Source organism: Bradyrhizobium sp. SZCCHNS3052, assembly GCF_032484495.1.
Taxonomy (GTDB): domain Bacteria; phylum Pseudomonadota; class Alphaproteobacteria; order Rhizobiales; family Xanthobacteraceae; genus Bradyrhizobium.
In genome coordinates, this window is record NZ_JAUETB010000002.1 from 581,593 (window position 1) to 605,771 (window position 24,179).

Here is a 24,179-nt window from a genome sequence, read left to right on the forward strand (position 1 = left end):
GGGTTGCAATAAGCGCGATGGCACTTAACAGGCGTTTAGAGAGGTATCGGCGTCTCGCTGCATGCTTGATGCACGGTAAAAATTTACTCCACGTGGTATGTGCAGCTAACAGCGAACAGAAGTTGAATTCTCAGCCCGAGGTTCTCGCGCGCGCACGTTCTTCGGTGACTGGCGCGACCTCCACCGTCGCGTTGCCGAGCGCGCGGTCGCGCTCGAACACGAGACGGACGCGCTGCCCGACCGGTGTGAGGCCGATCAGGTTGCGAACCTGCGTGGCGCTGCGCACCGGCATGTCGTTCGCCTTCACGATGATGTCACCCTTGCGCAGTCCCGCGCGTTCGGCCGGCGAGCCCACGGTGACGTCGGCGACGCGCGCGCCCTGAATCCGGCCATCGGCCGGCGCATCCAGGTCGAGCAGGGTCACGCCGATACGCCCGCGGTCGACGCGGCCGTTGGCGACCAGTTGCTCCATCACCCGCCGCGCCATGTTGATGGGCACGGCGAAACCGATGCCGACATTGCCGCCGCCGGGCGAGATAATCGCGGTGTTGATGCCGACCAGCTCGCCGCGCAGATTGATCAGCGCGCCGCCGGAATTTCCGGGATTGATCGCCGCGTCGGTCTGGATGAAGTCCTCGTAGCCCTGCTTGCCGAGGCCGGTTCGCCCGAGCGCGCTCACGAGACCCGAGGTGACGGTCTGGCCAAGACCGAACGGGTTGCCGACGGCGATCACGAAGTCGCCGACCTCGAGCGCATCACTGTCGCCAAGCGCGATGGCCTTGAGGTCGATGGGGTCCCTGATCTGCAGCAGCGCGATATCAGTGGCGGGATCGCGCCCGACCAGGCGGGCGGCGAATTTGCGGCCATCCTTGGTGCGGATCTGCGCTGTCGTGACGTGCTCGACGACGTGATTGGCGGTCATGACGTAGCCGCGCTGCGCATCGACGATGACGCCCGAGCCGGTGGCGCTGATCTGCTTCTCGACCTGCTTGGGGACGTCAAAGAACTCGCGAAACAGCGGGTCCTGGTAGAGCGGATTGTCCTGGCGGACCTTGCCTTCGACCGAGATGTTGACGACGGCGGGCGTCACTTCCTTGACCAGCGGGGCCAGCGTCGGCACCCGGCCGAGCTTGAGATCGGGAATTTGGGCCAAGGCAGGCCCGGTCATCAGGCAAAGCAGAATGGCAGGCGCCAGGACGGCCCGGAGAAAAGGCGGAAGCTGCATCGTGATCCCCAACAAGCGCGATCAGGATTTTTTGGCGACGACAGAACTGGGAAAGCGGCCGGCCCGGTTCAAGAGCCGCACTGGCAATCGTTCCCCGAGAGTGCCAAAAAATTTACGTGACCCTCTTGAACGAAAAGTTCGGCTTTCCTAGGTCGTTGCTCGCTCGGGGGCCTGATGGGACCCGAGGCTTATGACATCGCTGATCTGTAAAGGAGGATGTGCATGCATTTCCGTCCATTGCACGACCGCGTGCTCGTGCGCCGTATCGATGCCGAGGAGAAGACCAAGGGCGGCATCATCATTCCCGACACCGCCAAGGAGAAGCCGCAGGAGGGCGAGATCGTTGCCGCGGGTCCTGGCGCGCGGAATGAGCAGGGGCAATTGGTGCCGCTCGAGGTCAAGCCCGGCGACCGCGTGCTGTTCGGGAAATGGTCGGGCACCGAGGTCAAGATCGACGGCAAGGATCTCCTGATCATGAAGGAGAGCGATCTGCTCGGCATCATCGAAGCTCCCGTGGCGGCGAAGAAGGCCGCTTGAGTCCCTCAACTGACAGTCATCGAGAGAAAGGAGACGACGAACATGGCTGCCAAGGACGTGAAGTTTTCGACCGACGCGCGCGACCGCATGCTGCGCGGCGTCGACATCCTCGCCAATGCCGTGAAGGTCACGCTCGGTCCCAAGGGCCGCAACGTCGTGATCGAGAAATCGTTCGGCGCGCCGCGCATCACCAAGGACGGCGTGACGGTCGCCAAGGAGATCGAGCTGGAGGACAAGTTCGAGAACATGGGCGCGCAGATGGTGCGCGAGGTGGCCTCGAAGACCGCCGATCTCGCCGGCGACGGCACCACCACCGCCACCGTGCTCGCCCAGGCCATCGTCAAGGAAGGCGCGAAGTCGGTCGCCGCCGGCATGAACCCGATGGATCTGAAGCGCGGCATTGATCTCGCCGTCGACGCGATCGTCAAGGATCTCAAGTCGCACGCCAAGAAGATCACCAGCAATGACGAGATCGCGCAGGTCGGCACCATCTCGGCCAATGGCGACAACGAGATCGGCCGCTTCCTCGCCGAGGCCATGCAGAAGGTCGGCAATGAGGGCGTGATCACGGTCGAGGAGGCCAAGAGCCTCGACACCGAGCTCGAGGTGGTCGAGGGCATGCAGTTCGACCGCGGCTACGTCTCGCCGTACTTCGTCACCAATTCCGAGAAGATGCGGGTCGAGCTCGAGGATCCCTACATCCTGATCCACGAGAAGAAACTGTCGGGTCTGCAGACCATGCTGCCGCTGCTCGAAGCCGTGGTGCAGTCCGGCAAGCCGCTGCTGATCGTCGCCGAGGATGTCGAAGGCGAGGCGCTGGCGACCCTGGTCGTCAACAAGCTGCGCGGCGGCCTGAAGATCGCTGCCGTCAAGGCGCCGGGCTTCGGCGATCGCCGCAAGGCCATGCTGGAGGACATCGCGATCCTCACCGGCGGCACGACCATCTCCGAGGATCTCGGCATCAAGCTGGAGAACGTCACCTTGTCGATGCTCGGCCGCGCCAAGAAGGTCGTGGTCGACAAGGAGAACACCACGATCGTCGACGGCGCCGGCGCCAGGAAGGACATCGAGGCGCGCACCCAGCAGATCAGGCTGCAGATCGAGGAGACCACATCCGACTACGACCGCGAGAAGCTGCAGGAGCGGCTCGCCAAGCTCGCCGGCGGCGTCGCGGTGATCCGGGTCGGCGGCGCCACCGAGGTCGAGGTCAAGGAGCGCAAGGACCGCGTCGACGATGCGCTGCACGCCACCCGCGCCGCGGTGGAGGAGGGCATCCTGCCCGGCGGCGGCGTCGCGCTGCTGCGCGCCACCAAGGTGCTCGACGGCGTCAAGACTGTTAACGCCGACCAGAAGGCCGGCGTCGACATCGTCCGGCGCGCCATCCAGGTGCCGGTGCGGCAGATCGTGCAGAACGCCGGTGACGACGGCTCGCTGGTGGTCGGCAAGCTGCTGGAGAAGGATACCTACAGCTGGGGCTTCAACGCCGCGACCGGCGAGTACCAGGATCTGGTGCAGGCCGGCGTGATCGACCCCGCCAAGGTGGTCCGTACCGCGCTGCAGGATGCGGCCTCGGTCGCCTCGCTGCTGATCACCACCGAGGCGCTGGTGGCTGACAAGCCGAAGAAGGCGGACGCCGCCGCGGCCGCGCCGTCGATGGACTTCTGATCTGATGAAGCCGGGGCTGGCCGCAGCCAGCCTCGGCTGCCTGAAGGAAATATCTACAAACAACTGATCGCTGCCCTGTGCGGTCGTGGATCGGCCACAACGGGCAGCTATCAATCAGGTTGGCGATCGCAGTTCGTCCAGAACCGGCCACAATTGCGTTCAGTGAGCCGGCTGTGATCGGACCGACGGTCGACGGGAGGTGTGGTTGAGCGCTGCCGCGCCGCCCGGTCTCATCAGCAGCGCGAGCTCGCAGGCCCGATCATGCCAGCCTGGCAATACGATCATCCGCCGCCCAACCCGACCTCCGTCATGAGCATGGGCGATCCCCGTCGCTTGACGCGGTTCTTGATCGAGAGCGAGCAACGCGTGGTGGCGCACTGCCAGGCCGTGTTGTCGCGTGGCGACATCGATCAGCGCGAGCGCGACCGGCTGGTCAGCGTGCTGCGGGAGGCGACGATGCGGCTGCAGCGGCTGTCCGCCGTGGCCGCCTGACGGGTTTTGCGCTGCGAAAAAGGCTGCGAAAAAAATCGATCCGTTCCTCTTGAAATGGATGCCGGCTTTTCTAATTCGTCTGCTGCCGCTTCGGCGGCGCCGGGTGCCATCAGGGCCCGGTCGAAATCTGGGCGCTGACCGGTTGTCTGGTACTCAGAAGTCTCTTGGTACTCGGACATCTCCGGGACTTTGAAGTCCGCATCGGCTCGGCGCTCCTTCGTATCCATCTTGCTCCTAGGAGGACTTGGCTATGAGGACCTACGACTTCTCTCCGCTGTGGCGTTCGACCATCGGCTTCGACCGTCTGTTCGACCTGCTCGACGAGACCCAGCGCGCGGTCGAGGACCACTATCCCCCGTACAACATCGAGCGGATCGGCGACGACCGCTACCAGATTTCGCTGGCGCTGGCGGGCTTCGCTCCGGACGAACTGTCCATCACCGCCGAGCACAACGTGCTCACGGTGGAAGGACGCAAGGGCGACAAGGAGACCCGCGAATACCTCTATCAGGGCATCTCGTCGCGGCCGTTCAAGCGGCAGTTCAATCTCGCCGACTACGTGCAGGTGACCAACGCGGCGTTCGACAACGGCCTGCTGCGGATCGAGCTCGTGCGCGAGATTCCCGAGGCGATGAAGCCGCGCCGCATCGCCATCGGCACGGCGCCGGTCGAGAAGATCGCGCAGCAGAAGGCGGCCTGACGCCTTGTTCGAGCTACGGCGCGGGCGGCGTGTCGCCCGCGCCGTTGCAGCATCTGTCTCTGGTGAAAGGAGTGGAAGAGGAGAGACGCCATGAGCGAGCACCGTTTTTCGATCACCGCGGGCAGTGCCGGATTCCATTCGGTCTCGCACTACGAGTCGCCGGCGGACCTGCTGAATGACCGCAAGCTGTCACTGGCCGAGAAGCGGCTGATCCTGTCGTCCTGGGCGTCGGACATGTATGCCGTCGAGTCGCAGCCGGGCCTGCGCAAGATCCCGGGCATCGCCAGGCCGCTTTATCTGGCCGACGTGCTCGGCGCGCTGCGTCAGCTCGACCGCGAGGATCAGCCGCCGCGCCCACGCGGCGGGGCAGCCATGCGCATCGTTCCGCGCGTCGATGTCGAAGCCGATGGCGCCGCGATGGAGAGCGCCGCGAGCGGCAGGATGCGGCCCGCCGCCCGCCTGCGGTTCTCGCGCGAGGCCAATGTGCGGCGCTATCGCAAGCTGCTCGCCACCCGCCTTGCCGAGCACGAGCGGCGCTTCGTCGAGCGGCGGCTGGCCGAGGAATTGCAGCAACTGCATGGCCCGTCCGAGCGGCAGGGCATGGCTCGGGCAGGATGCTGCTGACGGGGCACGTCATCGCACGAATAAAAACGCCGCCCGGAATTGGGCGGCGTTTCATTCCGAAAAGCGTAGAGGGTGATGGGTTCAGACTAGCCGATCAGCGGGCGACAATCAATTGCGGTAGCCCGGATTGAGGCGATCGAGCCGGCGCAGCAGCGGCGGCCAGACCAGCTGGGTGGAGCGCAGCTCGACGCGATCCTCGTTGTCGAACAGCTTCGCATTCTTGTCGATGACCTCGTCGCGCACGGGATAGGCCGAGGGACCGAGCGTGCGCGTGCGGACCTGGATCGAGCAGGCACGCTCCAAGTGATACATGCGCTCGAAGGCGGAGGCGACCGAGCGGCCGACCGTCAGGGTGCCGTGATTGCGCAAAAGCATGTGGTTCTTGCTGCCGAGGTCGCGCTGCAGCCGCGGCCGCTCGTCATGGTCCAGCGCCACGCCCTCGTAGTCGTGATAGGCGAGGTCGTGGGTCACGTATTGCGCGATCTGGTTGAGCGGCAGCAGGCCGTCGGCGCAGCTCGACACCGCGACGCCGTCGAGCGTGTGCAGATGGATCACGCAGCCGGCATCCTCGCGGACCTCATGGATCGCGGAATGGATGGTGAAGCCGGCGGGATTGATGCTGTACTCGCTCTCGGACAACTGATTGCCGTAGAGGTCGACCTTGATCAGGCTGGAGGCGGTGATCTCCTCGAACAGCAGGCCGTAGGGGTTGATCAGGAAGTGATGCTCGGGGCCGGGCACGCGGGCCGAGATATGAGTGTCCACCAGGTCGTCCCAGCCGAACAGTGCCACCAGGCGATAGGCGGCGGCGAGATTGACCCGCTGCGACCATTCGGCCTCGGACATGTTCGACGGCACTTCCTTGAGGCGCGCTTCGGCGGGCGACATGGCATTCTCCGATTTCCAGGGCTGACCCGAGCCTAGGCGGCCCGCCGCCGCGCGACAAGGCGCGGGGCAGGGGGAGCAGTCATGTCGTTTGGCTGAGCAGGCCGCTCAGGGCGCCGGGATCGACAGCAGGCTGGAGATGCTGCGGCCGCGGATGTCGTAGACCCGGGCGAACACGACGTCGTCGCGCTTGATCTCGACCATCACAGGGGCAGTCAGTCCCTTGCAGTAGAACTCGCCGAGCGTCATGGCGAAGTCGGCCGCGTGGCTGTCCCAGCCGATGGTGAAATCGGGGCCGAGTGCGACCTGGGCCGGCCGCTGCGGGCCGCAGACCGCGACCTTCCATTTGTGCCCGATCGGCGGCACCTCCTGGCGCTCGTCGAGCTGCTCCTTCAGCCCGTCGGAGGCCTGCTTCAGCGCCAGCCCCCAATAGTCGAGCATGAAGCGGGTGTCGGCCTCGCGCACCGTGCCGGCGATGAAGTTGAAGTGGGTGTACTGATAGGGATGCAGCCGGATCATCTCCGCCAGCGGCAGCAGCAGGCCGAAGCAGAACGCGGCGATCGCCACCGGCTGCCAGCTGCGACGCTCGTCGGCGTTGAGCCACGACAGCAGCCAGGAGAACGCGATGCCGCCGAGCAGCGCCATCGGGGGGATCACGAACACGAAGTGGCGGATGCCGTTGTAGAGCGCCGGGCGTTTGACGATCGCGATCAGGATCGGCAGCGTCGCCGCCAGCGTCAGCATCAGCAGGATGCTCTTCCGGCGCGCCGGCACGTCGGGCCGCGACAGCGACATGATCGAGGCCACGACGCCGGCGACGAACAGCGCGATCATCAGTTCGGGCAGCTGCAGCGCGAACAGCGTCGGCAAATACGACCAGGGCATGTCCGGCACCGAGACCAGCGCCCCGTCGAACATCTCCTTCCACGGCTTCTCGAAGAAGTGTGAGAAATAGGTCAGGGCCCGGAACGGGTTGGCCGGCTCGATGATCGACCAGGGCCAGATCAGCCCCATGATCAGGTAGCCCAGGATCAGGCCGGGGATCAGCACATAGAGCACGTGGGCGAAGCGGCGGATCGTCTCGCGCGGCCCTTGCGTGCGGTACTCCTCCAAGAACAGCGGCATGAAGCCGACCATCGCATAGACGACAGCCATGCCGCCCAGGATGCGGGAGCCGATCGAAAAGCCGGAGCCGAGGCCGAGGATCAGGATGGTGCGCGGCGAGGGGTAGGGGTACTCCTCGGCAAGGCGCACGAGACCCATCAGCAGCACCACCATGGCGACCGCGAAGGGGGCGTCCTTCGGGTTCATGAACATGTGGCCGTAGAAGATCGGGCACAGCGCCAGCAGCAGCAGCGCGGCGAGGCCGGCCACCGGACCGCCGATGCGACGCGCCAGGCGCCAGGTCACGCCAAGGCCGATCAGCCCGACGACGGCCCCGACCAGCCGGCGCGTCTCGAACAATTCCAGCGGCAGGATCTTGTGCAGCAGGGCTGCAACCATGTCGAAGCCGCCACCGTACATATACAGGTTGGCGAACGACAGCGCCGCCTGGTCCCTGAAACCGGAGCCGTACATGCGCAGCAACAGATCGGCATATTCGGCATGGGTGTAATCGTCCCAGCCGAGGCCGTAATCCCGGAAGGTCAGTCCGGCCACCACCGCGACCGCGGCAAGCACGAACAGTGCAAGATCGTCATACGTCCGCTCGAGGGACCGCCGCGTCGGGGTCTCAAGAACCGAAGTGGTTATCGTTGTCATGGCTGAGTGTGACCCGGCGTCCCCTGGCGACCCCGCTTCCGCGTTTCAGGCCTGTGTTCCCCGCCTCCGTATAGCGCGTCCCGGCTTCCGAGGTGTCGGAATTATGGGAAGGTATGCTTCTCGCAGCGCAGCGGGGACCCGAATTTCGGCTGCTGAGCGCCATATTGGCACAGTCAAATGAACGCCCGCTGAACCACAGGGGCCGGAAGAACCCGGGAGGAACCTCAATGAATGCCGAGGGTTGGCCGATGTATATTGTGGCGGCATCATGACGATGGCTGCACGGCGGACGAGAACTTCAGCAGGATTGGCCGAACTTCCGCTGCAAATTGTCGCGGATTTGGACTAGAAACCGGATTCAAGGACGCGCGCAACCGCAGCTATCTAATGTGATTTCGGTCGGGACACCGTCCGGAACCGGCGCATTAGGGGATGAGTTCGATGATGAGTGCAATGTTGGCCGCCGGAGCCCTCGCCGTGTTGGCCGGGCTCGGGGCGATCGCCTGGGGAATTCCGGTCAAGGAGTTCAGCGTCGGCAATACGCTGATCCTGTCGGGGACCCTTGGCGTCTGCAGCGGGCTGATCCTGTTCGGACTGGCGGCCGTCCTCAGCGAGCTGAAGGTGATTTCGAGCCGGCTGAGGTCGCGTCCGGACGCCGAGTCCGAGGCCAAGCCTCTGCAGCTCCCGCTCGGCGCCAGCAAGACCGACTTCGAGACCGCCCCGGTGCCGCCGACGGAGGACGTCTGGCGCGAGGGGGGCTCGCCACGTCCGCGTCCCCGCATGCCGGACCTGTCGTCTCCCCTGTCCTCGGGGTTGTCGTCGTCGCCTCTGTCCTCGTCTCCTTTGTCAGGCTCGCTGCGCGCCTCCGAGCCCTTGCCGGCGCCGGACGAGCCGCCAGCCGAACCCGCCGAGCGGCCCAAGCGCAACCTGCTGTTTGCGTCGTCGTCGCGGCGGGAACGGGAGCGCGCGGAGAAGCGCGGCGCCGAGCCGTTGCCGACGGATTTCCGGTCACCGCCCCTCAGCGCACCGCCGCCCGTGCCGCTGGACGAGCCTGCCGCGACCGAGTCGGGCCCGTCGGACGGCTGGTCTCGACCGGAGCGGACGCCGGAGCCTCTGCGCCCGCCGTTCCCGCGGCGCTTGGCGCGGGCCGCGCCGGCCTTCGTCGAACCCGAGCCAACCCCGCCGCTGCCTGAGCCGAAGGACCTGGACGCGCCGGCCGTCAGCATCGTCAAGTCGGGTGTGGTGGATGGGATGGCCTATTCGCTCTATTCCGACGGCTCGATCGAGGCGCAGATGCCCGAAGGGATGATGCGCTTTGCGTCGATCGACGAGCTGCGCACCCATCTCGAAGGCCGGACCTGACGCGGCCGGATCACACGGTCAGGTTGAATTCGGCTGGCGTACGGTACGCAGTACTTGGCGGGTGACAGACTTCTCAAGAAGAAGTCCTCACTATCTTGTTATTTTGCCAGTCATTTGCCCATATTGCTTGCAGAATCGCGAGACAACGCTGCCACTCGGCGCGAGTGATACTTGCGATCGAGGGATACTTTGCGATCGACGGTCGCAGGGCGGAGCGGGATGAGGGTTCGATGACCGAAGCGGTCGGCAAGAGCTTTATCGATCTGACGGCCGACATCGTGTCGGCCTATCTCAGCAACAACCCGACCCCGGCGGCGGAGATTCCCTCTCTGATCAGCCAGGTGCATGCGGCGCTGACGCGGGTCGCAGCGGGACGAAGCGAGCCCGCGCCGGAGCCGGCGCGGCCAGCGGTCCCGGTGAAGAAATCGATTCACCCGGACTATCTGGTCTGTCTCGAGGACGGCAAGCGCTTCAAGTCGCTGCGGCGACATCTGCGCACGCAGTACAACATGACGCCGGAACAATACCGCGACAAATGGAACCTGCCGCCGGACTATCCGATGGTGGCGCCGAACTACGCGGTCACCCGCTCGCAGCTCGCCAAGAAGATGGGCCTGGGCCAGCAGCGGCCCGAGCGGGAGAAGTAGCCGAACCGATCAGGACGCCGTGGCGAGCGCCTCGCGGGCGTCGGCGCGGATGCGCTCGACCATCGAGCGCAGGCCGTTGGAGCGCTGCGGCGTCAGGTGCTCGCGGAACCCGAGTTCGTCGAACACCGCGGCCGCATCGATGGTCATGATCTCCTGCGGCGTCCGCCCGGAATACAGCGTCAGCAGAATTGCGATCAGACCGCGAACGATGTGGGCGTCGCTGTCGCCGAGATAGTTCAGCACGGGCACGGCGCCGCTGTGATCGACGTGCTTCGACAGCCAGACCTGGCTGGCGCAGCCCTGCACCTTGTTCGCGGCGGAGTGCTCGTCCTCGGGCATCGGCGCCAGGGTGCGGCCGAGCTCGATCACGTAGCGGTAGCGGTCGTCCCAGTCGTCGAGCAGGGCGAAATTGTCGCGGATGTCGTCGATCGTCATGATGCTCTTCGGTCCCGATGTCGGCCTTCATATAGGCGTTCGGGAGGACGAAAGCGACAGTCGGTTCCGCCGCTTCAGGGCGTCGGCGGCAGATGCCATTCGGCGGCGAGATCGTCGGCCGAGAGCGTATCGGCCGGCGCGTCACCCAGCGGAATCTCCTCGAGCACGGGGGCGTCGATCGAGCCGGTGTGATCGTTGCCGCGCTTGTCGAGACTGGCCGGCTTCACCGGGCCGATGAACTTGTCGGCGCCGGCCGGCTTCTCCGCGGCGTCGGACTTGTCGGTGATGATCTGGTAGATCTTGCGCGCGCCTTCCTGGGCACGGTGGCCGATTACGGTCGCGGCCTGGCCGCCGACCTCGCAGGCCTGCGGCTGGCGCTTGCAGAACTGGCTCATGTCGGAGACGGCCGCGGTCGCGGCCTGCACGGCTTCGTGCGCATTGATCTGCGGCAGCTTGTCGGCGTCCGGGCTCTTCTCGCGCGGCAGCAGCACCAGCACGAGTCCGAGCCAGAATGCCATCCGAAGCAGAAAGAACATCACGCAACCCCGACCGTGCTGCTGATCTCGCGTGCTCAAGTCGCGCAACGGGATCGCAGCTGATTGTTCTATGTCGCGACTGCTTGCATTGGGCTTAATTGGTTGAGATTTCGCGAAGTCGGGCGCTGGATTTTTTTCGGAGTAAATTTTTCATTGGCGCCGGGCGCACGCACCGTGCAACCGGCTGTAGATCGCGCCGCTTTCGCAACCGCAGGCCCGGCCGGAAACGATGCATTCACCATCCCGGCCGAATGGCGGGCTCACCGCAGTCTGGCCCTTAGCGTTCGCTTAATGCGAGTCTGACACGGTGACTTCCGACGACAGGGGGCGTCCCGGCGCGTTCTCTTTGTGAGAACCACCGACAGGCCGAGGCGCGAGAGCCGTGAGTGTGTTGAGTATCATCCGCGATTGTCTCGATGCGTTATTGCATCCATCGGCTCGAACTGATGCGATGACGCGTGCGCGCCATCGCGCCTTCATCGCGCCGCGCCTGCTGGGCAGCCTCGCCGCCTTCGCCGTGTTTCCTGCCTTTCTCGCGATGCGCGGTGCGCCGAGCGCGCTCGAGGTCGGCGCGCTGTCCTGGCTGATCGCGCCCATTCTGCTGTCCTGGTATCTGTCGCGCACCGGCCGCTACGAGAGCGCCTGCGCGCTGTCGTCGCTGGCACTGTCGGCGCTGATCATGGCGGTGTCGATCGAGACCGGCGGCATCGAATCCTTTGCCGCGGTGTGGCTGATCGTCGTCCCCCTGGAAGCCTCGTTCTCGGCCTCGCGCCGCGTCGTCGTGTTCTCCGCGGGGCTCGCACTGTGCTGCGCGCTGCTGCTGATCCTCATCGGTCAATTCGGCTGGCTGCCGAAGCCCGAGACCAACCCCGCCTTGCGCACCGGGCTGCTCGCGTTCGGCGTCGCCTCAGCCACGCTCTATGCGGCCGTGCTCGCGTTTGCCGCCGACACGCTCGCGCGCACCAGCGTGACGCTGCTGTCGATGGAGGAGGAGCGCTATCGCCTGCTCGCGCGCAATATGAGCGACGTGATCTCCCGTCACCGCCGCAACGGCGCGGTCATGTTCATCTCGCCGGCGGCCGAGACGCTGCTCGGCGCGCCGGTCGCGCAGCTGCACGGCCACGGCCTGTTCGAACGGGTCCATGTCGCCGACCGGCCGGCCTATCTCACGGCGCTGTCGGAAGCGGCGGGCGGCAGCGAAGCCTCGAGTGTCGAGTTCCGCCTGCGTCGCGATGCGCCGGGCGAGGGCCGCGGCTTTCATCATCCGGTCGATTTCATCTGGGTCGAAATGCGTTGCCGCCCGCTCGACCGCATCGGCGTGGCGCCGGGCGGGTCGGAGCAGGAGGTGGTCGCGGTCATGCGCGACGTCACCGATCGCAAGCTGCAGGAGCAGGCGCTCGAATTGGCGCGCAGCGCCGCCGAGCGCGCCGACGCCGCGAAGACGCGATTCCTCGCCACCATGAGCCACGAGCTGCGTACGCCCTTGAACGCCATCATCGGCTTCTCCGAGATGCTGATGCAGGAGCAGGTGCTGGTGCTGAACGCGGCGCGGCGCCGCGAATATGCGCAGCTCATCAATGATTCCGGCCAGCATCTGCTGTCGGTCGTGAACGGCATCCTCGACATGTCGAAGATGGAGTCCGGCAATTTCGAGCTGACGCCGGAGCCGTTTGCGCCGCGAGTGGCGCTTATCAATTGCTGCAACCTGCTGGCGCTGCGGGCGCGCGAGAACGGTGTCGATCTGTCGGCCGACGTGCCGCAGGACCTGCCGATGGTCACCGGTGATCCGCGCGCCTTCAAGCAGATCGTGCTCAACCTCGTCTCCAATGCCATCAAGTTCACCGAGCGCGGCGGCCATGTCACAGTCTCGGCTGGCGTCGACGGCGCGCGCCTGCTGCTGCGAATCACCGACACCGGCGTCGGCATCGCCGCCGATGATCTCAAGCGCATCGGCGATCCGTTCTTCCAGGCCGGCAAGACCTACCAGCGCCGTCACGAGGGAACCGGCCTCGGGCTCTCGATCGTCAAGAGCCTCGTGACCTTGCACGGCGGCGAAATGTCGATAGAAAGCAAGATCGACGAGGGGACCACGGTCACGATCGCGCTGCCGATCAACTTCGTGGCCGAGGCCGCTGCGGGCGCCACCGTCACGCCGCTGTCACCCTCGCGCTCCGCCCAGCCAGGGCAGGTCATGCAGGTGAAGAAGAGTGCCTAGACGAGCTGCAGAGGATGATCCGGCGCCGCCGCGCCGTCGCAAGCGCGCCGCTGCGGCCGTCGTCGACGTGGCGGAGGGGCGCGGCTGGCTGCTGCGGGCCATGCTCTACAGCCCGAAGGATCTGTTTGCGGGCCTGCTGGCCTGCGCGGCTGGCAGCGCCATCATCGTCAATGCCGTGTTCCTGCAATCGGGACCGCATCCGGCGCCGATGTTCGGGTCGATTGTGACCATTCCGCCCCATCTGACGAGCTCCAATCCGCTGCCGCGGCCCCGGCCGATGGACATCTCGCCTTTGGATCCGAAGGTGATCGAGACGCGGCCCGCCGAAACCAGGGCGGCGGAGCAGAGGGCGGTCGAGCAGCGCGCCACCGAGCCGCGTCCGGATCAGAAATATGCCGATCCTCTGGCCGATCTCGTCCGCTCGGTCAGCGGCGGTCAGGGCAACGTGCCGCGTCCGCAGCCGACGCAGCAGGGCGGCAATGTCCGTCGTGTCGCCGCGGTCCAGCGTGCGCTGACCGAATACGGCTACGGCCAGTTGAAGCCGACGGGGATGGTCGGCTCCGACACCCTGGCCGCGATCCAGAAGTTCGAGCGCGAGCGCAAGCTGCCGGTAACGGGCCAGGTGTCGGACCGCCTGGTGCGCGAGCTTGCGATTGTCATCGGTCATCCGATCGAATAGAGCAGGGGCGGCTGCGACGTGCAGCGCGCTTGCACCTGCATCGAACCATCATGCGATTGAAGAGCAGCATCTGGGTGAGCGCCTATCTGCGGCGTTGCCAGTCGGCCGGCGCGTTCAGCGCGATCCGCCACCGTGGCGCGGAGGAAGCCGGCGCGGTCTTCGTCAAGGTCGCAATGATGGATGGCACGGCCCAGCTCTATGTCCCCGCTCCGCAGACCGTCTATGACGACAGCCAGCCGATCGACCGCTTCTTCGTACCGATATCGCCGCAACCGATCGCGGAAGCGCAGATCGAGGAGCGGCTCGTCAAGGAGCTGCGCTTCGATCCCGACGCCTGGATCATCGAGACCGAGGACAGGCAGGGCCGTCATTTTCTCGATCTCGTGCGCGAGCGTCCCTGATCATCGCTAAGAGTCGGGACAGCGATCGCGCGTCAGCGCTTGAAGCCATCGGTCCCCGTGCGCACGATCGGCCTCGTCGCGGTGCCGGCCCGCGCCGTGCTGCCACGGACGTGCTGACGTTCGTCGTCATAGAGCGCCGTGCGATGCTTGGCCCTGATCGCGGCCATCCCGGAGCCGCGCCAGGCCGCCAGCATGATCAGCGCCGCGCGCTCGCTGAGCCGCTCGTAGAAGCGTGACAGCCGAAACACGGTCTGGACGGACTGGCCCATCTCGGGCTTGAGGAACAGCAGTACGCGCTCGAACACCGGCGCCGGCATGCCGAGCGCCTTTGCGGCGCAGGCCAGCGGCTCGCCATGGGGATCGTTGACAACCTCGTGGGTCATGCGTGAGGGCAGGATCAGGCTCTCGCCGAGCTCGATCGTGAACGTCTCGACGTCGGCGTTGAACGCGGCCATCTCCAGCGCCTCGATCGCATGCACCGCGCGGTGCAACGGCGTCGGCGCGGCGGGCCTCAGCGGCGTGGTGGCGAGGTTCTGCAGGATGGCGATGCGTTCGTGCGAGGCGGCGCGCATGAACATCTCGCTGAGCTCGGCGGCATCCTTCGGCTGCATCGACAATCCGGACGCCGCGTCGTCGCGCGGCGGGATCGGAGGCGACGAGCGAAGCGATGCGGGAATGGGGCCGGCGAGCGGCGGCGCCGGCTCGCTCTGCACCGGGCGCAAGCCCAGCTTGTTCAGGATCTCGATCGGCGTCGCCGGATAGATCGCCAGCCGGGCACGCACCGCCGCACGGGTCGCATCGTCGACGTCGTCGACCAGACGGGAGGCCAATTCGACGAACTGCCGCTCCTCGTCGGCGGAATGCGCGCTCGCCTGGACATAGAGGTCGGTCAGCACGCGCAGCAGAGTGGGCTTGATGTCGACGCCCTCGCGGCGCGAGAGCGTGAGCAACCCGTCGAAGCCGGGGAACAGCGATGATCTTGTCATGTCGGGGTACGCAACTTCGGCAATCGTTGCGCCGATTAGAGCGGAGTTGTTTTAATACGGCGTTAAGGAAAACAATCGGTGAAGATGGGCCGAAATGACCCGGTGAGACAAAGGCGCAACGCTGGCTTGCCTTCTCTCCCGCCGGTGCACGCGATCCGTGTCGGGCGGCCCGCGCATTAATATCCTCTTAACCACGTCCTGATCTTAATCGATCCGTTCGATGATCTCGCCTTGGCCGCGTCACGCGGCCAGCCTGATCTTCGCCGCGCCGAATGCCAACGTGCAGCTTCATGCGCCGGCATTCGTGATCGTCAGTTCTGCGTGCCCTCTTGCCTGCGAAGTTCGGGCGACGGGGAGTTTTCAGGGGGTAAGAACTTCGGGCACGAAAGAGAGTGGACATGGCGACCATCATTGAATTCCCGGCGGACGTTGCGCGTCGCGCGCGGCCTGCCGTGACCGGCGCGCCGCAGGAGGGCATGGGAACGATCCTGATTCTTCCCGTCGTTCGGATCGAGCGCGAGACCACGACCGACGATAGCGGACCCCGCGAGGGCACAGCGCCAAGCCGCCGTCGCCGTCGCCGCTGACAGGTCGGGGGAAACGGGAATGCCGGCCATCGTGAATCCGGTCCGGCGCGCGCTGCCGGTGTTCGTACTCGTTCTCGTCGGCGGACTGCTCGGCGCCTGCAGCGGCGGCGATTTCGGCCGCACCCGCGCCGACATGCGCAATGACGACATGCACAAATGGATCGGGGCGGAAGCCACCGCCAGCGTCGGCGTCAGGCCGTCGCAGTTCCAACTGACCGACAATGAGCGCCAGCTGCGCGATCTCGCTTATCCGCTGATCGAGCCACCGCATTCGCGCCCTGCCTGGAAGAGCGTGTTCGGCGACTATCAGCCGTCGGCCTCGCCGTGGCGCCAGAAGGTCGTGTTCGACCGCACAGCCTATGGGCGGGCCTTGATCGACGAGCCGCACCGCTCGCACGCCTCGCGCTACACCCAGCTGATCGACGACGTGCGCGACGACATCACCCGCTTCGAGCCGTTCTTCGCGTCGGCCATCCGCGTCATCGATCTCGATCGCAAGCGCGATGCCAGCATGAAATACATGACCGAGCTCTCGCCGCGCGAGCAAGCCGATGCCGTCGCGCGCATGCAGGAGAACTCGCTGATCGTGCAATGGGTGCAGATCAGCCTGGAGCAGCGCGTCTCGTCCTACCGCTGGGCCTTGGAGCGCCTGGTGCTGCAGGCGCCCGACGGCATGGCCGCCGAGGCCGATCGCCTGATCCACGAACTGGCGGCTCAGACCGCCAATCCGCCGGTCGCCGCGCGGCCCCTGATCGAACGGCCGCTGACGACGCGGGGCTAGCCCGGCGCGATCTTGCTCCGGCGCCGGCCTGGCTTGGCCGGTGCTCCCTTTTGCCGCCCTGCTGTCGCACGGAGCTTCTGCGGCGCTGCCGCGCGCAGCGTCGCGATCAAGATCTTCAGCGCCTCGGATGGAGCGCGCGCGGCGGAGTAGGCGAGGCCGACCTGGCGCTTCAACGTCATCTCGATCTCGCGGACCGCAACGTCGCTTCGGCCGTGCACGACGCCTTCGGGAACGATCGCGACGCCGACGCCGGCAGCGACCAGCGCCAGGGCCCAATCCTCGGTTTCGGCGATGGCGGCGATCTCGCGCGGCCCGCCGCTGCGTCGCGCCAGCGCGCTGTGCTCGCAATGGCAGCGGTCGATCATGGCGACGTCGGCGAGGTCGGCCGCGCGCAGGCGCGGCTTCAGCGTGAGCGGATGCGCAAGCGGCAAAGCCGCGACATAGCGCTCGCTCCACAGCGGCAGGAAATGCTCGCCGTCGTCGACCAGGCTTTTTGAGACGATGCGTCCGTCGGCCCGCTCGGTCGGACCGACGATGTGAAGCCTGAGATCCTCGCGCGCCGTGAGCGGCTTGAGCAGCGCGGTCACGCGCCGGCCGTCGAGGGTGCGCATGAGCCCGAGCTTGAGCGCCTGCTTCGGCGCGCCGTGCCGGAACAGGTTGCGGGCGGCATCGGCTTCGCCGACGATCCGGCGCGCGATCGGCTGCAGGCGCTCGGCCGCCTCCAGCGGCACGACACCCTTGCGGTGGCGGAGGAACAGCTCGGTGCCGAGCTCGGCCTCGAGGTTGGCGATCGCCAGCGAAATCGATGGCTGCGAGACGAAGCAGCGCGCCGCTGCCCTGGTCAGGCTGCGTTCCTCGAACACGGCGGAGAAATAGCGGAGCTCGCGGATATCCATAGGAGCAGCCTATGATGCGTATCACTGATCAATATTTTACTTATCTCTGCCCGGCCCGCAAGGATGCGCCCGATATCGGCAATGAAGGAGAAGATCGATGCGCGTCCACCACCTCAACACCGGCACGATGTGTCCACGCGGCGGTCGGCTGGTGAGCGGCAGCGGCGGCCTGTTCGCGCGCGCCCGCCTCGTCTGCCACTGCCTGCTGATCGAAAGCGATGACGGCCTGGTCCTCGTCGACACCGGCATCGGCACCGGTGACATCGCCGCGCCCGCACGATTGGGGGCACGCTGGGTGAGGCAGGCTGCGCCGCTTCTCGATGCGTCGGAGACGGCGCTGCAGCAGGTAAAGGCATTGGGCTTCTCGCCCGACGACGTCAGGCACATCCTGCTCACGCATCTCGACCGGGACCACGCCGGCGGCATCGGCGATTTCCCGAAGGCCAAGGTGCACGTTCATCGCGGGGAGCATGCGATGGCCGTCGAGGGGTCGCCGGCGCCGCCGCGCGGTCGCTATGTCGCCGGCCAATGGCGGCATCGTCCCGACTGGCAGTTCTACGGCGACGACGGCGAGGACTGGTTCGGCTTTCGCGGTGTCCGCGCTGCCGTGGATCGCAGCGGCGACATCCTGATCGTTCCTCTGCCGGGCCATACGCGCGGCCATTGCGGCGTCGCCGTGCGACGCGGCGACAAATGGCTGCTGCACGCCGGCGATGCCTATTTCTTCCACGGCCAGCTCGACGCGCGGCCACGCATGCCGCTGCTACTCGGGCTGTTCCAGCGCAAGGGCGATCAGGATCGCACGATGCGTGTCGCCAACCAGGAGCGGCTGCGGCGCTTGAAATGCGACCATGGCGACCGGGTCACGATCGTGAACAGCCACGATCCCGTCGCCTACGAGGCGTGCCGCTGCGGTGATCGGGCCGCAGCGCTCATTCCGGCCTGAGCAGGCGGAACGCCTCCTCGAGCAGATGCGGCGTGTGCTTGCCGGTCGAATCGCGGCAGGCGCGTTCGAAATAATCCGCCAGCGCCGGCCGGAATTTTGGATGCGCCGCCTGATCGATGATGGTGCGGGCGCGCTGTTTGGGCGACAGGCCGCGCAGATCGGCGAGGCCGCGCTCGGTCACCAGAACCTGCACGTCGTGCTCGGTGTGGTCGACATGGGTGACCATCGGCACGATGCAGGAGATCGTCCCATTCTTCGCCGTCGAGGGCGTCATGAAGATCGACAGATAGGCGTTGCGGGCGAAGTCCCCGGAGCCGCCGATGCCGTTCATGATGCTGCTGCCGCGCACGTGGGTCGAGTTGACGTTGCCGTAGATGTCGGCCTCGATCATGCCGTTCATGGCGATGACGCCGAGCCGGCGGATCACCTCGGGGTGGTTGGAGATCTCCTGCGGCCGCAGCACGATACGGTCGCGCAGGAACTCGATCTCGCGGTTGAATTCGATCGCAGCTTCCGAGCTCAGCGACAATGCCGTCGCGGAGGCGAGATCCATCCGCCCCGAGCGGATCAGGTTCAGCATGCCGTCCTGCAGCACCTCGGTGTAGGCGGTGAGATGCGGGAACGGCCCGTCGTCGAGCCCGGCCATCACGGCGTTCGCGACGTTGCCGACGCCCGATTGCAGCGGCAGCAGGTTGCGGGGCAGGCGGCCCTGCTTCACCTCGTGCGCGAAGAACTCCAGGATGTGCCCGGCGATCGCGCCGGAGACGTCGTCGGGGGCGGCGAAGCTCGTGTTGCGGTCGGGCGCGTGGGTCTCGACGACCGCGATGACCTTGTCCGGATTGCAGCGATAGGTGGTCTCGCCGATGCGGTCGCCGGGCGCCAGGATCGGGATCGGCTTGCGATGCGGTGGCAGGCGGGTGCCGTAATAGACGTCGTGCATGCCGAGCAGCGCCGGGTTCATCCACGAATTGACTTCGATGATGACGCGGTCAGCCAGATCGAGCCAGGTCTTGTTGTTGCCGATCGAGGTCGAGGGGATCAGCCGCCCGTCTGGCAGGATGCCGGCGCATTCGATCACGGCGACGTCGAGATGGCCGAGAAAACCGAACCACACGAACTGTGCGACATGGCTGAGATGCAGATCGATATAGTCGATGCTGCCGGCGTTGATGCGCTGTCGTGTCGCTGGATCGGACTGATAGGGCAGGCGCAGGTCGATGCCATCAGCCCGGGCGAGCGCGCCGTCGAGCTCGGGCGCGGTGCTCGCCCCGGTCCACACGCCGACGCGGAACGGCTCGCCGCGCGCATGCGCGGCTTCGATCCGGCGCGCCAGCGCGAGCGGCACCGCCTTCGGGTAGCCCGACCCGGTGAAGCCGCTCATGCCGACATGGTTGCCGGGCTCGACCAGCGCGGCCGCCTCGTCGGCCGACATGATCTTGGCGCGCAGCGCCTGTGACATCACCTGCGATGAACTCATCGTGCAAACTCCATGCGCGATCGTTCAGACCGCCAAGTCCGCGCTGTTTAAGGTGTGCCCTCGACGGGTGATTTGACAGGGGTCAAGCCGCAACGGCCCGTGCGTGCATCACAGCCCTGCAAGGCGCGCGCGCCGCAGCTCCCGGACTTTCGCCGCCCGCGAGCGCTCCGTCAGCATGTTGGCCTTGCTGTAGCGCGGGTCGCCGGTGACCTCGTCGCCGACCCAGTCGGGAAGGGTCACGATGGTCGTCTCGGTCGGCAGCTCGATCTCGGCGATGACGACGCCTTCGAGCGCGTCGTGGTAGACGTCGACTTCCCAGACGCCGCTTTCGGCCGGCACATAGTGACGCGTCTTCTCGAGGATGCGTCCGTCGCAATGCGCGAACAGCATCGCGGCGTGGTCCGCGGGAATATCGTACTCGAATTCATCTCGGGTCAGGCCGCGGCGGCCGCTCTTCACGCACAGCGTCGTCCGGTTGCCATAGCAGCGAACGCGGACCTTGAGGCCGTCCTGACGTGCGACAAGGCCGTCGCGAAGGCGTTCACTGTGCGTCGCCTGATCCCGCCAAGCATCGGACTTGACGAGAAACTTCCGTTCGATTTCGAGAGGCATGACCTGATGTTGAGCGAAGCGCCGCCGTCCTGATCCATCATAGCAGCGGCGCGCGACAACGACTATGCCACCAAGGATGAAGAGAGTGTTGTCGAATTCATCCAGGACGTCGTATTGACTTATCGTTTGCCGCGCGGCTTCTCGGCCTTGGCCGGTGCCTCGGTCTGTACGCCGCAGCTTGCCGCTGCAAGGGAGGCCTGCGCCTGCGGCATGAGACCGGGCTCGGCGGCCAGGGCCTTCAGCACGATCAACCCGGTCGTCGTCGGCGAATCGATGATCAGCCGGTCGGCGGCCGTGATCTCCTCGTCCTCGGGCAGGTCTTCGTGCTGCGCCTCGGTCATCAGGTTGAGCTCGATCACGCGCTTGCCGGCGGAGCGGTCGTTGATGGCGTAGTAGGCGATCTCGTTGCGCGTGTAGAACGACACCGACGTATAGGCCTGGCTCACCGGAACCGTGAGCTTGAGCGGTCCGTCGGACAGATCATAGCGGCAGATCGCCATGGCGAACGCCGGATCCATGAACGGCATCGGTGAATTGCCGGGATCGGCCAATGGCAACTGCGTCACGGCGTTCAGCTTGGTCATCGGCGTCAGCCGGGAGTAGGCGTCCTGGGTCGAGATCCGCGGCAGCGCCAGCACGCTGACGAGATGGACCACGCCGCCGAGCAGCACGCCGACCACGACCGTGAACAGCAGCCGGATCATGATGGGCAACCTACTGTCGTGATCGACGGCATCGGCGCGTCGCGCTGCGTGCGGGTCGCGACGCCGACCGGCGTGTCGTAGAGCCGCAGCATCAGCGCGTAGCGCTCGATGCCGCCGGTCGGCAGCCAGTTGCCGGAGCGCGAGCGCGCGGCGACACGAATCTCGAAGGAGCCATCGGCACCTCGCACCAGCTCCTGGCTGGTGAAGCCGTAGCGCTGCAGCGTGTTGGCGACGAGGTGGCCCTTGCGGTCGTAGAGCGTGAGCGTCCAGAAGCGGGCGGGTGGCGTGACGCCGCTGACCAGGATGTCGCAGCGCCCGTCGAGCGGCTTCCTCTTGTCGTCCGTGGTGGCGGTGAAGGCCACGCCGTCGCCGGTGCCGATCGGCAATTCGCCATTGCGGGTGATGGTCGCGCGCGCATAGGGGTCGACATCGGCCGTGCCGGTTTTCGGACGCGCCGTCCAGGCGCCGATCGTCAGCGTACCAAACTCGGTGCCGCGGGTCGTCGTCATCCACGTCGCGCCGATGCCGACGCCGGTGGCGATCAGGAGCGTAACCAAGGTGATGAAGAGCAGCCGCACGGGGATCGCTGACGTCAGTTCTTGCGCAGGGCAGGGATGGTCACGCCGTCGGCCGTTGCCGCGGCGTAGTTCTCAGGGAAGGCCAGCGCGCTCGACGAGACCGGCTTGCCGGGCTTGCGCGGATCGGCAGGCGCGGCCTTCTCGGCGAGGCGCGCCGCATCGTCCAGCATCTTCTCGACCTGAACCAGCACCTCGGCGCCGCGGCGGGTCAGGATCGGCGGCGGACCGGGCTTGATCTCCAGCGTCTTCGGCTGGCCGGCCTGTGCCATCGCGGCGGACGCCGACTGCGGCAGCTTTTCGCCCATGCCGACGCCGGGCAGCTCCTTGACCTCGACGCCCTGATGCGCGGCGACCATGATGTCGTGCCACGTCTGCGCCGGCAGCGAGCCGCCGGTCATACGGTTGGTCGGCGAATAGTCGTCATTGCCGTACCAGACCGCGCAGGTGAAGTTGCCGGTGTAGCCGACGAACCAGGCGTCCCGATAGGCGTTGGTGGTGCCGGTCTTGCCGGCGGTTGGAATGCCGTCGAGTGCGGCGCGGCGTGCGGTGCCTTCGCTGACCACGTGGCTCATCATGCCCGCCATGTCGGCAGCAACCGAGGCCGGGATTGCCTGCTTCGGCTTCGGCCCGTCACGGTCCCAGCGCCAGACCAGGTCGCCGGCGCCGGTGCGGACCTCCAGCACGGAATGCGGCGTCACCGCCTTGCCCTTGTTCGGGAAGGTCGCATAGGCGACCGCATGCTCCAGCACCGTGACCTCGTCGGAGCCGATCGGCATCGACGGCGTGTCGGGCAGCGGCGCCTTGAGCCCGAAGCGCCGCGCGACCTCGATGATCTTGGCGCGGCCGGCCTTCGGACCCTCCTTGCCGCCGAGCGCGATCGACAGCTTGACCGGGACGACGTTGATCGAGCGGGTGATCGCCTGCGTCAGCGTCACCGAGCCGGAATAGGAATGGCCATAATTCTGCGGGCACCAGTTGCCGATGCAGACCGGGCCGTCGACCACGATCGAGGTCGGCTTGAAGCCGTTCAGCAGCGCGGTGGTGTAGACGTAAGGCTTGAACGACGATCCCGGCTGCCGGTAGGCGTCGACTGCGCGGTTGAACTGGCTGGCACCATAGTCGCGGCCGCCGACCATGGCGCGGATGCCGCCGTCGAGGTCGGAGACGACGGTTGCCGCCTGGGTCGCGTGATAGTCGCGGCCGAACTGGCGCAACTGGTTCTCGATCGCCTCGTCGGCCGCATGCTGCACGGTCATGTCGATCGAGGTCCGCACCACGAAGACGCGCTCGGTGTAAGACTTCGGGAACGTGTCGACCAGCTTGCGCATCTCGTCGAAGGCATAGTCGAGGAAGTAGTTCGGCGAGCTTTCGTCGCGGCGGTCGACTGCGAAGGCCGGGTTGCGGCGGGCGCCGAACACTTGGCCCTCGGTCATGAACCCGGCATCGACCAGATTGTCGAGCACGACGTTGGCGCGGGCGCGGGCGGCGGGCAGGTTGATGTGGGGGGCGAACTTGGTCGGCGCCTTGAACAGCCCGGCCAGCATCGCGGCTTCGGCGAGGTTGATGTCGCGCACCGACTTGTTGAAATAGAAGTGTGCCGCGCCGTCGACGCCGAAGGTGCCGCCGCCCATATAGGCGCGGTCGAGATAGAGCTTGAGGATCTCGTTCTTGGTCAGCCGGGTTTCCAGCCAGATCGCCAGGAACGCCTCGTTGACCTTGCGCTCGATGGTGCGCTCGTTGGACAGGAACAGGTTCTTGGCGAGCTGCTGGCTGATCGAGGAGCCGCCCTGGCGGACGCCGCCGGCCTGGGCGTTGGTGACGAGGGCGCGCGCCGTGCCGGCAATGTCGATGCCGAAATGGTCGTAGAAGCGGCGGTCCTCGGTGGCGAGCGTCGCCTTGATCAGATTGTCCGGGAAGTCCTCCAGCGGAATCGAATCATTGTGCTTGATGCCGCGGCTGCCGATCGGGTTGCCATAGCGGTCGAGGAAGGTCACGGCGAGGTCGGACTTCTTCAGCCAGTCCTCATCGGCAGTTTCCCGGAAGGCGGGGATCGCGAGCGCCAGCATCAGCACCAGGCCGCCGAGCCCGATCGTGGCCGCCTCCGAGAACGGCTCGACGAACACCCAGCGCTTCCAGCCGCCGACATAGAAGCGGTCCATGAACGCCGAATAGCGCTCATACAGCTCGCGGGTGCCGCGCAGGGAGGAGAACAGCGCCGAATCGAAGCGGGCGTCGAGATCCAGGCGGAAATTGTTGATCCGCTTCTTCCAATCGTCTGGAATGATCTGCCGCACGGGAACCCTGGTCGTTTCGAAAGCGTGTCAGCTGGCTTCGAAAGCACTCAGCAAGTGGGGCTGGGGGCCATCGAAGGGTCTTGCGCGATTGTTGCGGCAAACCCATGGCACTGCACAGTCAGCCGCCCGAACCCGAGCACCTGACCCCAAGCCG

General features: G+C 66.3%; 25 protein-coding genes. 13 read left to right on the plus strand and 12 right to left on the minus strand.

All coding sequences use genetic code 11. The annotated features are described in order from the left end of the window. Positions 1-130: 130 nt before the first annotated feature. Positions 131-1,225, minus strand: a complete 1,095-nt coding sequence (locus tag QX073_RS10855; protein ID WP_315753079.1) for a trypsin-like peptidase domain-containing protein — start codon at positions 1,223-1,225, stop codon at positions 131-133. Positions 1,226-1,447: 222 nt separating this feature from the next. Between QX073_RS10855 and groES the strand changes: the two genes are divergently transcribed. From groES to QX073_RS10880, 5 genes are all read left to right on the plus strand, one after another. Next, positions 1,448-1,762: a co-chaperone GroES gene (gene groES, locus QX073_RS10860; RefSeq protein WP_316225735.1), complete on the plus strand. Its 315-nt coding sequence runs from the start codon at positions 1,448-1,450 to the stop codon at positions 1,760-1,762. 42 nt (positions 1,763-1,804) lie between these two features. After that, the gene (gene groL, locus QX073_RS10865) at positions 1,805-3,427 is read left to right on the plus strand and encodes a chaperonin GroEL (protein ID WP_316167038.1); all 1,623 of its coding nucleotides are present in this window, start codon (positions 1,805-1,807) and stop codon (positions 3,425-3,427) included. Between the two features lie 261 nt (positions 3,428-3,688). Further along, positions 3,689-3,919, plus strand: coding sequence for a hypothetical protein (locus QX073_RS10870; RefSeq protein ID WP_315716108.1), 231 nt, complete (start codon positions 3,689-3,691; stop codon positions 3,917-3,919). A 250-nt stretch (positions 3,920-4,169) separates the two neighbouring features. After that, positions 4,170-4,619 carry an Hsp20 family protein gene (locus QX073_RS10875; protein WP_315716109.1) on the plus strand — a complete coding sequence of 150 codons (450 nt, stop codon included), beginning with the start codon at positions 4,170-4,172 and terminating at the stop codon, positions 4,617-4,619. A 90-nt stretch (positions 4,620-4,709) separates the two neighbouring features. Then, entirely contained in the window at positions 4,710-5,243 is a 534-nt protein-coding gene (locus QX073_RS10880; RefSeq protein WP_316225736.1) for a hypothetical protein, read from the plus strand. 108 nt (positions 5,244-5,351) lie between these two features. Here QX073_RS10880 and QX073_RS10885 read toward each other — a convergent pair whose 3' ends face one another. Beyond that, positions 5,352-6,131 (minus strand): class II aldolase/adducin family protein, encoded by a 780-nt coding sequence (locus QX073_RS10885; protein ID WP_316167036.1) that lies wholly within the window; start codon positions 6,129-6,131, stop codon positions 5,352-5,354. Positions 6,132-6,236: 105 nt separating this feature from the next. Continuing rightward, the gene (locus QX073_RS10890; RefSeq protein ID WP_315716112.1) at positions 6,237-7,889 is read right to left on the minus strand and encodes a glycosyltransferase family 39 protein; all 1,653 of its coding nucleotides are present in this window, start codon (positions 7,887-7,889) and stop codon (positions 6,237-6,239) included. 441 nt (positions 7,890-8,330) lie between these two features. Between QX073_RS10890 and QX073_RS10895 the strand changes: the two genes are divergently transcribed. Next, positions 8,331-9,251, plus strand: a complete 921-nt coding sequence (locus tag QX073_RS10895) for a hypothetical protein (protein ID WP_316225737.1) — start codon at positions 8,331-8,333, stop codon at positions 9,249-9,251. A gap of 230 nt (positions 9,252-9,481) precedes the next feature. Continuing rightward, positions 9,482-9,898: a MucR family transcriptional regulator gene (locus QX073_RS10900; RefSeq protein WP_315716114.1), complete on the plus strand. Its 417-nt coding sequence runs from the start codon at positions 9,482-9,484 to the stop codon at positions 9,896-9,898. A gap of 9 nt (positions 9,899-9,907) precedes the next feature. Here QX073_RS10900 and QX073_RS10905 read toward each other — a convergent pair whose 3' ends face one another. Next, positions 9,908-10,333, minus strand: coding sequence for a SufE family protein (locus QX073_RS10905; protein ID WP_316225738.1), 426 nt, complete (start codon positions 10,331-10,333; stop codon positions 9,908-9,910). A gap of 74 nt (positions 10,334-10,407) precedes the next feature. Next, positions 10,408-10,869 carry a DUF5330 domain-containing protein gene (locus QX073_RS10910; protein WP_316171148.1) on the minus strand — a complete coding sequence of 154 codons (462 nt, stop codon included), beginning with the start codon at positions 10,867-10,869 and terminating at the stop codon, positions 10,408-10,410. A 451-nt stretch (positions 10,870-11,320) separates the two neighbouring features. On the opposite strand from QX073_RS10910, the gene QX073_RS10915 reads away from it, so the two are divergent. From QX073_RS10915 to QX073_RS10925, 3 genes are read left to right on the plus strand one after another with little or no spacing between them, the layout of a single operon-like run. Next, positions 11,321-13,084, plus strand: coding sequence for a PAS domain-containing sensor histidine kinase (locus QX073_RS10915; RefSeq protein WP_315753073.1), 1,764 nt, complete (start codon positions 11,321-11,323; stop codon positions 13,082-13,084). Continuing rightward, entirely contained in the window at positions 13,077-13,763 is a 687-nt protein-coding gene (locus QX073_RS10920; protein ID WP_316171147.1) for a peptidoglycan-binding domain-containing protein, read from the plus strand. The genes QX073_RS10915 and QX073_RS10920 overlap by 8 nt, the downstream gene beginning before the upstream one ends. A 50-nt stretch (positions 13,764-13,813) precedes the next feature. After that, the gene (locus QX073_RS10925; RefSeq protein ID WP_315716119.1) at positions 13,814-14,164 is read left to right on the plus strand and encodes a DUF1491 family protein; all 351 of its coding nucleotides are present in this window, start codon (positions 13,814-13,816) and stop codon (positions 14,162-14,164) included. Positions 14,165-14,196: 32 nt separating this feature from the next. Here the strand turns inward: QX073_RS10925 and QX073_RS10930 are convergent, their stop codons facing one another. Beyond that, on the minus strand, positions 14,197-15,150 hold the full coding sequence (locus QX073_RS10930) for a DUF2336 domain-containing protein (protein ID WP_316225739.1): 954 nt from the start codon (positions 15,148-15,150) through the stop codon (positions 14,197-14,199). A 398-nt stretch (positions 15,151-15,548) separates the two neighbouring features. On the opposite strand from QX073_RS10930, the gene QX073_RS10935 reads away from it, so the two are divergent. Continuing rightward, positions 15,549-15,737 (plus strand): hypothetical protein, encoded by a 189-nt coding sequence (locus tag QX073_RS10935; RefSeq protein ID WP_315716121.1) that lies wholly within the window; start codon positions 15,549-15,551, stop codon positions 15,735-15,737. 19 nt (positions 15,738-15,756) lie between these two features. After that, positions 15,757-16,518: a hypothetical protein gene (locus tag QX073_RS10940; RefSeq protein WP_315716122.1), complete on the plus strand. Its 762-nt coding sequence runs from the start codon at positions 15,757-15,759 to the stop codon at positions 16,516-16,518. Here the strand turns inward: QX073_RS10940 and QX073_RS10945 are convergent. Then, the gene (locus QX073_RS10945) at positions 16,515-17,414 is read right to left on the minus strand and encodes a LysR family transcriptional regulator (protein ID WP_315753070.1); all 900 of its coding nucleotides are present in this window, start codon (positions 17,412-17,414) and stop codon (positions 16,515-16,517) included. The two genes, QX073_RS10940 and QX073_RS10945, sit on opposite strands and share 4 nt — an antisense overlap. A 97-nt stretch (positions 17,415-17,511) precedes the next feature. Here QX073_RS10945 and QX073_RS10950 point away from each other — a divergent pair, with 97 nt between their 5' ends. Then, positions 17,512-18,360, plus strand: a complete 849-nt coding sequence (locus QX073_RS10950; RefSeq protein ID WP_315716124.1) for an MBL fold metallo-hydrolase — start codon at positions 17,512-17,514, stop codon at positions 18,358-18,360. On the opposite strand, the gene QX073_RS10955 is transcribed toward QX073_RS10950, so the two are convergent. The 5 genes from QX073_RS10955 to QX073_RS10975 all read right to left on the minus strand — a co-directional run bounded on the left by QX073_RS10955 (position 18,347) and on the right by QX073_RS10975 (position 24,025). Further along, the gene (locus tag QX073_RS10955) at positions 18,347-19,837 is read right to left on the minus strand and encodes an acetyl-CoA hydrolase/transferase family protein (RefSeq protein ID WP_315753069.1); all 1,491 of its coding nucleotides are present in this window, start codon (positions 19,835-19,837) and stop codon (positions 18,347-18,349) included. The genes QX073_RS10950 and QX073_RS10955 overlap by 14 nt on opposite strands. A 108-nt stretch (positions 19,838-19,945) precedes the next feature. Beyond that, positions 19,946-20,449 carry a CYTH domain-containing protein gene (locus tag QX073_RS10960; protein ID WP_315753068.1) on the minus strand — a complete coding sequence of 168 codons (504 nt, stop codon included), beginning with the start codon at positions 20,447-20,449 and terminating at the stop codon, positions 19,946-19,948. A 119-nt stretch (positions 20,450-20,568) separates the two neighbouring features. Then, positions 20,569-21,153, minus strand: a complete 585-nt coding sequence (locus QX073_RS10965; protein WP_315716127.1) for a DUF1254 domain-containing protein — start codon at positions 21,151-21,153, stop codon at positions 20,569-20,571. After that, complete coding sequence (locus tag QX073_RS10970; protein ID WP_315716128.1) at positions 21,150-21,731, minus strand: DUF1214 domain-containing protein; 582 nt, start codon at positions 21,729-21,731, stop codon at positions 21,150-21,152. The genes QX073_RS10965 and QX073_RS10970 overlap by 4 nt, the downstream gene beginning before the upstream one ends. A 14-nt stretch (positions 21,732-21,745) precedes the next feature. Beyond that, positions 21,746-24,025, minus strand: coding sequence for a PBP1A family penicillin-binding protein (locus QX073_RS10975; protein ID WP_315753067.1), 2,280 nt, complete (start codon positions 24,023-24,025; stop codon positions 21,746-21,748). Between the last annotated feature and the right edge of the window lie 154 nt (positions 24,026-24,179).

Excerpts from the sequence above, each read along its gene's own strand:
- QX073_RS10855 (WP_315753079.1), bottom strand. The coding sequence starts at position 1,225 with ATGCAGCTTCCGCCTTTTCTCCGGGCCGTCCTGGCGCCTGCCATTCTG.
- groES (WP_316225735.1), top strand. The coding sequence starts at position 1,448 with ATGCATTTCCGTCCATTGCACGACCGCGTGCTCGTGCGCCGTATCGAT.
- groL (WP_316167038.1), top strand. The coding sequence starts at position 1,805 with ATGGCTGCCAAGGACGTGAAGTTTTCGACCGACGCGCGCGACCGCATG.
- QX073_RS10870 (WP_315716108.1), top strand. The coding sequence starts at position 3,689 with ATGCCAGCCTGGCAATACGATCATCCGCCGCCCAACCCGACCTCCGTC.
- QX073_RS10875 (WP_315716109.1), top strand. The coding sequence starts at position 4,170 with ATGAGGACCTACGACTTCTCTCCGCTGTGGCGTTCGACCATCGGCTTC.
- QX073_RS10880 (WP_316225736.1), top strand. The coding sequence starts at position 4,710 with ATGAGCGAGCACCGTTTTTCGATCACCGCGGGCAGTGCCGGATTCCAT.
- QX073_RS10885 (WP_316167036.1), bottom strand. The coding sequence starts at position 6,131 with ATGTCGCCCGCCGAAGCGCGCCTCAAGGAAGTGCCGTCGAACATGTCC.
- QX073_RS10890 (WP_315716112.1), bottom strand. The coding sequence starts at position 7,889 with ATGACAACGATAACCACTTCGGTTCTTGAGACCCCGACGCGGCGGTCC.
- QX073_RS10895 (WP_316225737.1), top strand. The coding sequence starts at position 8,331 with ATGATGAGTGCAATGTTGGCCGCCGGAGCCCTCGCCGTGTTGGCCGGG.
- QX073_RS10900 (WP_315716114.1), top strand. The coding sequence starts at position 9,482 with ATGACCGAAGCGGTCGGCAAGAGCTTTATCGATCTGACGGCCGACATC.
- QX073_RS10905 (WP_316225738.1), bottom strand. The coding sequence starts at position 10,333 with ATGACGATCGACGACATCCGCGACAATTTCGCCCTGCTCGACGACTGG.
- QX073_RS10910 (WP_316171148.1), bottom strand. The coding sequence starts at position 10,869 with ATGTTCTTTCTGCTTCGGATGGCATTCTGGCTCGGACTCGTGCTGGTG.
- QX073_RS10915 (WP_315753073.1), top strand. The coding sequence starts at position 11,321 with ATGACGCGTGCGCGCCATCGCGCCTTCATCGCGCCGCGCCTGCTGGGC.
- QX073_RS10925 (WP_315716119.1), top strand. The coding sequence starts at position 13,814 with ATGCGATTGAAGAGCAGCATCTGGGTGAGCGCCTATCTGCGGCGTTGC.
- QX073_RS10930 (WP_316225739.1), bottom strand. The coding sequence starts at position 15,150 with ATGACAAGATCATCGCTGTTCCCCGGCTTCGACGGGTTGCTCACGCTC.
- QX073_RS10935 (WP_315716121.1), top strand. The coding sequence starts at position 15,549 with ATGGCGACCATCATTGAATTCCCGGCGGACGTTGCGCGTCGCGCGCGG.
- QX073_RS10940 (WP_315716122.1), top strand. The coding sequence starts at position 15,757 with ATGCCGGCCATCGTGAATCCGGTCCGGCGCGCGCTGCCGGTGTTCGTA.
- QX073_RS10945 (WP_315753070.1), bottom strand. The coding sequence starts at position 17,414 with ATGGATATCCGCGAGCTCCGCTATTTCTCCGCCGTGTTCGAGGAACGC.
- QX073_RS10950 (WP_315716124.1), top strand. The coding sequence starts at position 17,512 with ATGCGCGTCCACCACCTCAACACCGGCACGATGTGTCCACGCGGCGGT.
- QX073_RS10955 (WP_315753069.1), bottom strand. The coding sequence starts at position 19,837 with ATGAGTTCATCGCAGGTGATGTCACAGGCGCTGCGCGCCAAGATCATG.
- QX073_RS10960 (WP_315753068.1), bottom strand. The coding sequence starts at position 20,449 with ATGCCTCTCGAAATCGAACGGAAGTTTCTCGTCAAGTCCGATGCTTGG.
- QX073_RS10965 (WP_315716127.1), bottom strand. The coding sequence starts at position 21,153 with ATGATCCGGCTGCTGTTCACGGTCGTGGTCGGCGTGCTGCTCGGCGGC.